This window comes from Paracoccus sigandri, assembly GCF_003709565.1.
Taxonomy (GTDB): domain Bacteria; phylum Pseudomonadota; class Alphaproteobacteria; order Rhodobacterales; family Rhodobacteraceae; genus Paracoccus; species Paracoccus siganidrum.
In genome coordinates this window covers 1-8,841 of record NZ_QNRC01000065.1, presented here as the reverse complement: position 1 = coordinate 8,841, position 8,841 = coordinate 1, and the positions used below count along the sequence as shown (strand labels likewise).

At 67.2% G+C, this 8,841-nt stretch carries 9 protein-coding genes and 1 pseudogene; 7 read left to right on the top strand and 3 right to left on the bottom strand.

Going from position 1 to position 8,841, the window contains the following annotated elements:
• A pseudogene (glyA, locus tag C9E82_RS25195) lies at positions 1 to 137 on the top strand (serine hydroxymethyltransferase); the annotation flags it as partial.
• An 87-nt stretch (positions 138 to 224) separates the two neighbouring features.
• On the opposite strand, the gene C9E82_RS24715 reads toward glyA, so the two are convergent.
• Both C9E82_RS24715 and C9E82_RS23225 read right to left on the bottom strand, forming a co-directional pair.
• On the bottom strand, positions 225 to 569 hold the full coding sequence (locus C9E82_RS24715; protein WP_183154141.1) for a type 1 glutamine amidotransferase family protein: 345 nt from the start codon (positions 567 to 569) through the stop codon (positions 225 to 227).
• Between the two features lie 70 nt (positions 570 to 639).
• Positions 640 to 1,842, bottom strand: a complete 1,203-nt coding sequence (locus tag C9E82_RS23225) for an NADH:flavin oxidoreductase/NADH oxidase family protein (protein WP_205962141.1) — start codon at positions 1,840 to 1,842, stop codon at positions 640 to 642.
• Here C9E82_RS23225 and C9E82_RS23220 point away from each other — a divergent pair.
• From C9E82_RS23220 to C9E82_RS23205, 3 genes are all read left to right on the top strand, one after another.
• A complete protein-coding gene (locus C9E82_RS23220) occupies positions 1,726 to 2,091 on the top strand; it encodes a MerR family DNA-binding protein (RefSeq protein ID WP_240643445.1) in 366 nt (121 codons plus the stop codon). The genes C9E82_RS23225 and C9E82_RS23220 overlap by 117 nt on opposite strands.
• A gap of 456 nt (positions 2,092 to 2,547) precedes the next feature.
• Complete coding sequence (locus tag C9E82_RS23210) at positions 2,548 to 2,757, top strand: alpha/beta fold hydrolase (protein ID WP_240643444.1); 210 nt, start codon at positions 2,548 to 2,550, stop codon at positions 2,755 to 2,757.
• Between the two features lie 205 nt (positions 2,758 to 2,962).
• Positions 2,963 to 4,387, top strand: coding sequence for a coniferyl aldehyde dehydrogenase (locus C9E82_RS23205; protein WP_119897079.1), 1,425 nt, complete (start codon positions 2,963 to 2,965; stop codon positions 4,385 to 4,387).
• A gap of 266 nt (positions 4,388 to 4,653) precedes the next feature.
• On the opposite strand, the gene C9E82_RS23200 is transcribed toward C9E82_RS23205, so the two are convergent.
• A complete protein-coding gene (locus C9E82_RS23200) occupies positions 4,654 to 5,418 on the bottom strand; it encodes an IclR family transcriptional regulator (protein WP_119897078.1) in 765 nt (254 codons plus the stop codon).
• A gap of 205 nt (positions 5,419 to 5,623) precedes the next feature.
• Between C9E82_RS23200 and C9E82_RS23195 the strand changes: the two genes are divergently transcribed.
• The 3 genes from C9E82_RS23195 to C9E82_RS23185 form a co-directional block, all read left to right on the top strand.
• Positions 5,624 to 6,967 carry an MFS transporter gene (locus tag C9E82_RS23195; RefSeq protein WP_244936070.1) on the top strand — a complete coding sequence of 448 codons (1,344 nt, stop codon included), beginning with the start codon at positions 5,624 to 5,626 and terminating at the stop codon, positions 6,965 to 6,967.
• Between the two features lie 77 nt (positions 6,968 to 7,044).
• Complete coding sequence (locus C9E82_RS23190) at positions 7,045 to 8,700, top strand: GMC family oxidoreductase (RefSeq protein WP_119897113.1); 1,656 nt, start codon at positions 7,045 to 7,047, stop codon at positions 8,698 to 8,700.
• Between the two features lie 18 nt (positions 8,701 to 8,718).
• Positions 8,719 to 8,841 (top strand): thiamine pyrophosphate-binding protein (locus tag C9E82_RS23185; RefSeq protein WP_147393056.1); only part of this gene is annotated, 123 nt, incomplete at its 3' end.

The following is an 8,841-nucleotide window of genomic DNA, read 5'->3' as shown; positions in this document are numbered from 1 at the left end:
AGATCGCCCGCTGGATCGTCGAGGTGGTCGACGGCCTGGCCCAGCACGGCGAGGACGGCAATGCCGAGGTCGAGGCCAGGGTCAAGGCCGAGGTCAAGGAACTCTGCGCAAGGTTCCCGCTCTACGCCGGGATGTGAGCCTCGGCCCCTGGCCGGCTTGGGTTGCCCCGCCGCGAGAGCTCGCGGCGGGGCTTTTCGGTTACGGGACGCGGGCGGGAGCCGCCCTCAGCCAGACGGGCGCGGCGGCCACATCCGCGACCAGACGCCGTCGCGCAGGAGCAGGTGCAAGCCCGTCGGCGCGGGGGCAAGTCGAGAAGAACGCTCGCCCCGGATGCCAAGGCATGCCGCGCTGAATGCCTGTGGAGCCACGCTGTCGGGATCACTGGCGCGAGAAGGCAGACGACCGCCGTCCGGGCTGACGATGTCCTGCGCGTGGCCCTCGGCTGCGAAGATGTCCCAGCCATGGCTGCGCTTGGAGAGCCAGAGCCCGGTCTTGCGGTCGGGATCATCATGGTGACCGGGATTGGTCACGATATGCAGGGCGCGCTTGCCCCGGGTCGATCCTCTCACGCGGCGGACCGGCCTTGCAACCAGGCGCGATAGCGGCGGCTGCGCCGGGTCATCCACAGCCGGTCACGGATCAGCACCAGGGGGCCGAGGTCCGCGGTCTGGGAGGCCGTCCCGCGCCCAGCCGGCGCAGTTGCAGCTTGGTCAGCGCCATGGTGGTAAGGCCCGAGAGCGCGCGGTTCTTCCAGCGGATCGCCGGAACCTCGACCACGACCTCGCCCGCCTGCCAGCGGTTCGGCAGGTTCGGTGCATAGGCCAGCGCCTGCGCCAGGCCGACCATGGCGACGCCGGGGCGGTCGCCGTCGGGCGCCAATGCCGCCTTGGCCGTGGCGCGGCGGCGGATGCCGCCGGTCACCATCACCGGCATGCGCGCCTCGGCCACCACGTCGCGGGCGAAGTCGACGAAATAGGCCTCGCGAGCCAGGGTGCTTTGGCGGGTGCTGACCTGTTGCGGACGACCGTGCATGGCCGGGCTTTCATAGCCGCCGCCCGACATCTCGTCCAGGTCGACCGGCAGCGTGTTCAGCATGCGTACCACCGCCACCGCGTCCTCCGCATCAAAGCCGCCCTTCTGGAAATCCGAGGAGTTCAGCTTGATCCCCACGCCAAATCCGGGGGCGACGCGGGCGCGGATGGCGCGGATGATCTCGACCAGCAGCCGGGCGCGGTTTTCCAGCGTGCCGCCCCAGCGAACCGGCCGCAGGTTGGTCAGCGGCGACAGGAACTGGCTCAACAGATAGCCATGCGCGGCATAGATCTGCACGCCGTCGCACCCCGCCTGTTCCGCCAAAGCGGCGGTATCGGCGAAACGGCGGATGACCTCGGCAATGTCCGCATCGGACATGGCGCGGGGTTGGGCAAAGAGATGCGCATAGCCCTCGATCGCCACCAGCACGGCCGAGGGCGCGATGGCCTGCGGGTTGGTCGCGGCATAGACCTGCCGGCCCGGATGATTGATCTGCATCCACAGCCGCGCGCCATTCGCCCGTCCCGCCTGCGCCCAGTCGCGGAACGGCTGCAAAGGCTGGCTGCTGCCCAGGGTCACTCCGGCCGGCCCGGTCACCGCATCAGGCGCGACCATGGCATTTCCGGTCAGCAGCAGCCCTGCGCCGTCTTCGGCCCATGCGCGGTAAAGCCGGCGCAACGCCTCGCCCGGCAGGTGGTCGGTGTCGGCCATGTTCTCCTCCATCGCCGCCTTGGCGATGCGGTTCCTGACGGCCTGCCCGCCCGGCAGTTGCAGCGGCTGGAACAGCGGGGATTCGGTGGTTGCGGTCATGCGACAAGATCCTTTTGCATCGCCATCCTGCGTTTCATCGAGCATGCGCAGGGGCTGGGCTTCTCGCTGAAGGAAATCGCCAGCGTGGAGGTGGCCGAGGGCGATCACCCGATCTCCTGCGACGAGGCGATCCGGCTTCTGTCCGGGAAGCTGGTGGCAGTCGATGCGATGATCGCCGAGGCCAAGGCGCGCAAGAGCCGCATCAACGCGCTGATCGCCGAATTGCAGAGCCGCAAGACGCAGGCCTAGCCGCGACCTGCTTCCGGGCCGAGCCCGCGAGGCCACCCGATCCATTCCCGCTTGACCTTGAACCTGGGTTCAAGGGCTACGGTCGTGCCGGCAGATGAGAATCAGCATGCCCGTCGCGCGATGGGCCGTTTTGGAATGACGGCAGGAACCGCGGATGACGCAGCAGACGGTCGAGGCCGAATTCGCGGGCCGGAAGGTCCAGGTGCCGGCGGGCGGGCGGCTATTATGATCGCGTCCGCTCGAACCCCGACCTGGACGAGGTGGCGCGCGATCCGGCGGCCGGCAATATCGACTTCCTCCGGCGCATCCCGAAGTCCGGCCGGGTTCGCGCCGGCCCGGTCCGCTGGAGCTTCTGCAAGCCATCCGCCGCCGCAGCCTCCATGCACATGTGCTGCATCTGCCGCGCCCGCTGCATGTCCCGGACCGATCCTGAACGCAACCGAGGGAGGAAAGACCATGAGCTCCGTGACCACCGGGGACGGCGTCGAGATCTGCAAGGGCTGGGGCCCAAAGGACGCTCAGCCGATCCATTTCCACCACGGCTGGCCGCTCAGCGCCGACGACCGGGACGCGCAGATGCTGTTCCTCCTGGCCCGGGGCTTCCGCGTCGTCGCCCATGACAGGCGCGGCCATCGACGTGCCGGTGCTGGTCATGCGGGGCGATGACGACCAAGTAATGTCCTGCTAGGCAGCGGCAATCATGCAGGACAAGCTTTGCAGAATAGCCAGCTGATCATCTATCCGGGCTTTCGCACGGGATGCATAGGGCGAATGCCGATGCGATCAATGCCGACCTGCTGGCCTTCTTCAGGTCGTGCCCCCCTTGCGCGCCGGGATCGTCCCGGCGCGCCTTCCCTGACAAGGATGGACGATGACGACGGAAACAGAAACCGATACCGCCGCGATGGCCGCCTTGCTGGAGCGTCAGCGTCATGCCTTCCTGGCGGAGGGGGCGCCCAGCCAGGCGCAACGCTGCGACCGGCTGTCGCGGTTGCATGCGACGGTGCTGGCGCATCGCGCCGACCTGGCCCGCGCGATCAGCGAGGACTTCACCCACCGCTCGCGGCACGAGACCGACATCCTGGAGCTGGTCGTGACCGTCCAGGCCATCGACTATCTGAAACGCAACCTGCGCCGCTTCATGCGGCCCGAGCGGCGGCATGTCGCGCTGACCTATCGCGCCGGCCGCGCCTGGGTGGAATACCAGCCCAAGGGCGTCGTCGGCGTGATGGCGCCCTGGAACTATCCCCTTGTGCTGGTGCTGATCCCGCTGGCCACGGCGCTGGCGGCGGGCAATCGCGCCATGCTGAAGCCCTCGGAACTGACGCCGCGCACCAGCGCGCTGCTGTGCCACATGCTGGCCGAAGCCTTCCCCGAGGACGAGGTCGCGGTGATCCTCGGCGGCCCCGAGGTGGGTGCCGCCTTCAGCCGCCTGCCCTTCGACCACCTGTTGTTCACCGGCAGCACCTCTGTCGGGCGCAAGGTCATGCAGGCCGCGGCCGAGAACCTGGTGCCCCTGACGCTGGAACTGGGCGGCAAGAGCCCGGCCATCATCGCGCGCGGCCAGGTCAATCGCCGAACCATGGAGGGGCTGACCTTTGGCAAGCTGTCGAACGGCGGCCAGACCTGCGTGGCGCCGGATTACGCGCTGGTGCATCGGGACGATCTCGACGCTTTCGCCGCGGCCTATGACCAGACGGTGAGGCGCTTCTATCCCGCCGGCCCGACCAGCCCGGACTATACCGCGATCATCAACGAACGGCATGTCGCGCGGCTGGACGGCTTGCTGGAGGATGCAAGGCAAAAGGGTGCGCAGGTCACCCCGGTCGGCTACCGCCCCGAGAGCGCGGCCAGCCGTCCCCAGACCATCGCGCCCGTTCTGGTGCTGGGCGCCGGCGACGACTGCGCGGTGATGCAGGACGAGATCTTCGGTCCGATCCTGCCGGTGCGAACCTATGAGACGATGAACGAGGTCATCGCTTTCGTGAACGCTCGTCCCCGCCCGCTGGCGCTTTACTATTTCGGAGAACGCGACGCGGATTGCGAGAAGCTGCTGGCGCAGACCACCTCGGGCAATGTCTGCATCAATGCGACGATGATGCATGTGGCGCAGGACGACCTGCCCTTCGGCGGCATCGGCCCCAGCGGCATGGGCGCCTATCACGGCATCGAGGGTTTTCGCGCCATGAGCCATGCCAAGGGCGTCTTCGCGCAGGGCCGATGGAACCTGTCGCGGATGCTGCACGCGCCCTTCGGCAGGCTCGTCGATCTCGCCGCTCGCCTGCACCTGCGTTGAATGGTGCGGGGGAAGGCCGCCGTCATGCGGGGGCGGAGATGCTGCGGTCGAAGATGATCGCCTTGCGGCGATCTGGTCGCGGAAATGCCCGGCATGATCTGTTCGGCCGCCGTCACCACCGCCAGCAAGGGCGAGCCGCACATGTGCCCGACAGCGGCGGGTGAACCCCGTGCCCCGCCATGGATGTCCTCTTTCCTGAATGACCCGGACATCGCCAGCCTGGCACAGCGCGATACCGCGAGGGGCGGTCGCGCGATCCGCGCCGTTTACAGCAACCGCGCCAGGTCCTGCGCCGCCGCCTGCAGCGTCGGCAGATGGGCCAGGCCATCCTTCAGGCTCAGGCGTTGGATCGGCGCGTGGAAGGACAGGGTCGCGGTCAGGCGCTGCCGGTCGTCGAGGACCGGCACGGCCAGGGCGATCATGCCCGGCACGAATTCCTCGGCATCGGTGGCGTAGCCCTGGGCACGGATCCTCATGATCTCGTCGCGCAACCGATCGGGGTCGGTGATGGTATGCGCGGTATGGGCCCTGAGCCGGGCCTCGCCCAGGAAACGCCCGATGGCCGCGTCGCTCCACGAGGCCAGGCAGGCCTTGCCCGACGCCGTGGCGTGCAACGGCACGCGCGAGCCGATCTGCAGCGCGATCCTCAGCGGCCAATGCGTTTCGACGCGGTCCACATAGACCATCGCATCGCCGTCGGGAATCGACAGGTTGCAGGTCTCGCCGACCGCTTCATGCAGCCGCGTCAGGATTTCGCGGCGGGGGACGTGATGATGCCCGGCACGCATCACCCCCAGCATCATCTGGCGCAGCTTCGGTCCCGGCAGATAGCTGCGGCCGTCGATGTGCCGGGTCAGATAGCCCTCCTGCTCCAGCGTTCCGACCAGCCTGTGGATGGTCGGCTTGGGCAGCTTCAGAAGCGCATTGATCTCGGTCGGCGTCATGGGACGGGCTTCCTGCGCAAGCACCTCCAGGATCTGGAGATTTCTGAGGCTGGGCGGCACGGCGGCCTCTTCCTGACGGTCGTTCATCGCGTGGTGGTACCTCTGTCCTGGCTGGCCACTCTATACGCTGGCCGGCGGCGTTCCAAGCCGCCGGGAAGGCTGCAGTTCCCATGTCGCGCCGCGCAAGAATCCATAAAAATGATACTAAAAGTCTCAAAAACTGTTGACTCTGGCCCCGCGCATGGGACAGCCTGACCGGCATCGGCGAGGAGGAGTCGCCGATCTCCGCAAGATGACTGGGAACCGTCACAGCGCATGGGAGGGCGTAATGTCGGACATGACTGCAACTGCCGGAATCGGCGACACTCGGGAACGCGACGTCAGGAAGGTCGCTTTCGCCAGCCTCGTGGGCTCGACCATCGAGTGGTATGATTTCTTCCTCTATGGCGTGGTCGCCGGGATCGTCTTCAACCAGCTCTACTTTCCGTCCGACGACCCCACGGTCTCGACGCTGCTGGCCTATGCCACCTTCGCCGTCGGCTTCGTCGCGCGCCCCCTGGGCGGTCTGGTCTTCGGCCATTACGGCGATCGCATCGGGCGCAAGACGATGCTGGTGCTGTCGCTTCTGCTGATGGGCGGGGCGACGGTGCTGATCGGCCTTCTGCCGACCTATGACAGCATCGGCATCCTAGCCCCCCTGGCGCTGCTGGTGCTGCGGATCCTGCAGGGCATCGGGATCGGCGGCGAATGGGGCGGGGCGGTGCTCATGGCCTATGAATACGCCCCCGAGAACAAGCGCGGCCTCTATGCCTCGATCCCGCAGATCGGACTGTCGCTGGGGCTGTTCATGGCCTCTGGCGTCATGGCGCTGCTGACCCTGCTGCCCGACGACGCCTTCATGTCCTGGGGCTGGCGGCTGGCCTTCGTCGGCTCGATCATCCTTGTCGGGCTGGGCACCTGGATCCGGGCCAATATCGACGAAAGCCCGGAATTCAAGAAGGTCAAGGCCGAGGCCCGCGGCCGCGACCAGGGCCTGCCCTTCCTGGTGATGATCAAGCGCTATCCCGGCAATGTGGTGCTGGGCATGGGCGCGCGTTACATAGACGGGGTGTTCTTCAACGTCTTCGCGGTGTTCTCGATCCTGTATCTGACCAGATATGTGGGCATCGACCGCTCGATGGCGCTGTGGACGGTTTGCGGCGCTGCGCTGCTGATGGTGGTGTTCATCCCGCTGTTCGGCCGCCTGTCGGACCATATCGGCCGGCCCACCACCTATGCCTGGGGTTCTGCCCTGCTGGGGCTGAGCGTGTTTCCCGCCTTCGCGCTGATGTCGACGGGCGATCCGCTGCTGGTCGTGCTGGGGATCGTGCTGCCCTTCGGCATCGTCTATCCGATGTGCTACGGCCCGGAAGCGGCGCTGTTTTCCGACATGTTCGATCCGAGCGTCCGCTATACCGGGATTTCCTTCGTCTATCAGTTCTCGGGCATCTTCGCCTCGGGCCTGACGCCGATGATCGCGACCGCGCTGATGGCGGCGAATGATAACGATCCGTTCTGGCTGTGCGCCTATGTGGTCTTCGCCGCGATGGTCTCGATGCTCTGCGCGATCCTGATCGGCCGCCGGGCGCGGCAATAGCGATCCGCCAGCTTTGCCGCCCCTTTCCGCAAGGCCGGGGAGGGGCGGATCCGAAAATCCCAGGAAAGGACATGACCATGACCAGCGCGACAGGTATCGCGGATTATGTCGTCGTCGGCGCGGGATCGGCCGGCTGCGTTGCGGCCAACAGGCTCAGCGCCGATCCGGATGTGCGGGTCGCGCTGATCGAGGCCGGGGCGCGCGACAGAAGCCCGTGGATCCATATCCCGGTGGGTTATTTCCGCACGATGCACAATCCCGGCTTCGACTGGTGCTACATGACCCAGCCCGATCCGGGACTGAACGGCCGCGCCATCAGCTGGCCGCGGGGCAAGGTGCTGGGCGGATCGTCCTCGCTGAACGGCCTGCTCTATGTCCGTGGCCAGCGCGAGGATTACGACCGATGGGCGCAGATGGGCAATGCGGGCTGGTCATGGCGCGAGGTCGGGCCGCTGTTCGCGGGGTTGGAGACCTTTCAGCGCGGCTCCGGCGAGGGACGGGGGACCAGCGGGCCACTACAGGTCTCGGACCCCCGCCTGCATCGCGAGATCTGCGAATTGTGGATCAAGGCGGCCCAGGCAAAGGGGATCCCCTACAATCCCGACTATAACGGCCCGGTTCAGGACGGCGTCGGTCATTTCCAGCTGACCGTGGACAAGGGGCGCCGCTGCTCGGCTGCGGTGGCCTTCCTCAAGCCGATCCGCGACCGGCGGAACCTGGAGATCGTGACCCGCGCGCAGGTGCTGCGGGTGATCGTCCAGGAAGGCCGCGCCACCGGTGTCGAGATCCGCCGCAGCGATGGCAGCCGCCAACTGGTGCAAGCGCGGCGCGAGGTCATCCTCTGCGCCGGGGCCATCGGCTCGCCGCAGATCCTGATGCTGTCGGGGATCGGCGATGCCGGTCATCTGCGCGACCACGGCATTCCCGTCGTCCACCACGCGCCCGAGGTCGGGCGCAACCTTCAGGATCACCTGCAGGCCCGGCTGGTCTTCAAATGCCGCGAGGCGACGCTCAACGACGAGGTGCGCAGCCTGTTCAACAAGGCGCGGATCGGGCTGGAATACGCGCTGTTCCGCACCGGGCCGATGACCATGGCCGCCAGCCTGGTCTTCGGCTTCCTGCGCAGCCGGCCGGGCCTTGCCACGCCGGACATCCAGTTTCACATCCAGCCCTGGTCGGCCGACAGTCCCGGCGAGGGTGTGCATCCCTTCTCGGCCTTCACCCAGTCGGTCTGCCAGCTGCGCCCCGAAAGCCGCGGCACGATCGCGCTGCGTTCCGCCGATCCGCTGGCCGCGCCCATCATCGAGCCGAACTATCTGGCAACGCAGACCGACCGCGACACGATCGTCGCCGGCGTCGAGATCGCCCGCGAGCTTGCCCGCACCGAGCCGCTCAGATCCGCGATCTCGCAGGAATTCCGCCCGACCGCGGATGTGCAGGGCTATGACGAGGTCCTCGACTGGGTGCGCGGGAATTCGACGACGATCTATCACCCGACGGGGACCTGCCGGATGGGGGTGGACGATCACGCCGTGGTCGATCCGCGGCTGCGTTTGCGCGGGGTGCGCGGCCTGCGCGTCGCCGATTGCTCGATCATGCCCGAGATCGTCTCGGGCAATACCAACGCCCCCGCGATGATGATCGGGGCGAAGCTGGCGCAGCTGGTGCTGGAGGATCTGCGGGCCGCAAGCCCGCCGGTCGCGACGGCCGCCGGCATCGACCAGGTTGCATGAGGAAAGGGAAGACAGCCGATGAAAATGACCACTGAGGAAGCCTTTGTGAAGGTTTTGCAGCAGCACGGGATCGAGCATGCCTTTGGGATCATCGGATCTGCGATGATGCCTGTAAGCGATCTTTTTCCGAAGGCGGGGATC

What these genes read in the sequence shown, in the direction of transcription:
- C9E82_RS23225 (WP_205962141.1), bottom strand. Translation starts at nt 1,842, where the DNA reads ATGACCGCAACCACCGAATCCCCGCTGTTCCAGCCGCTGCAACTGCCG.
- C9E82_RS23210 (WP_240643444.1), top strand. Translation starts at nt 2,548, where the DNA reads ATGAGCTCCGTGACCACCGGGGACGGCGTCGAGATCTGCAAGGGCTGG.
- C9E82_RS23205 (WP_119897079.1), top strand. Translation starts at nt 2,963, where the DNA reads ATGACGACGGAAACAGAAACCGATACCGCCGCGATGGCCGCCTTGCTG.
- C9E82_RS23200 (WP_119897078.1), bottom strand. Translation starts at nt 5,418, where the DNA reads ATGAACGACCGTCAGGAAGAGGCCGCCGTGCCGCCCAGCCTCAGAAAT.
- C9E82_RS23195 (WP_244936070.1), top strand. Translation starts at nt 5,624, where the DNA reads ATGACTGGGAACCGTCACAGCGCATGGGAGGGCGTAATGTCGGACATG.
- C9E82_RS23190 (WP_119897113.1), top strand. Translation starts at nt 7,045, where the DNA reads ATGACCAGCGCGACAGGTATCGCGGATTATGTCGTCGTCGGCGCGGGA.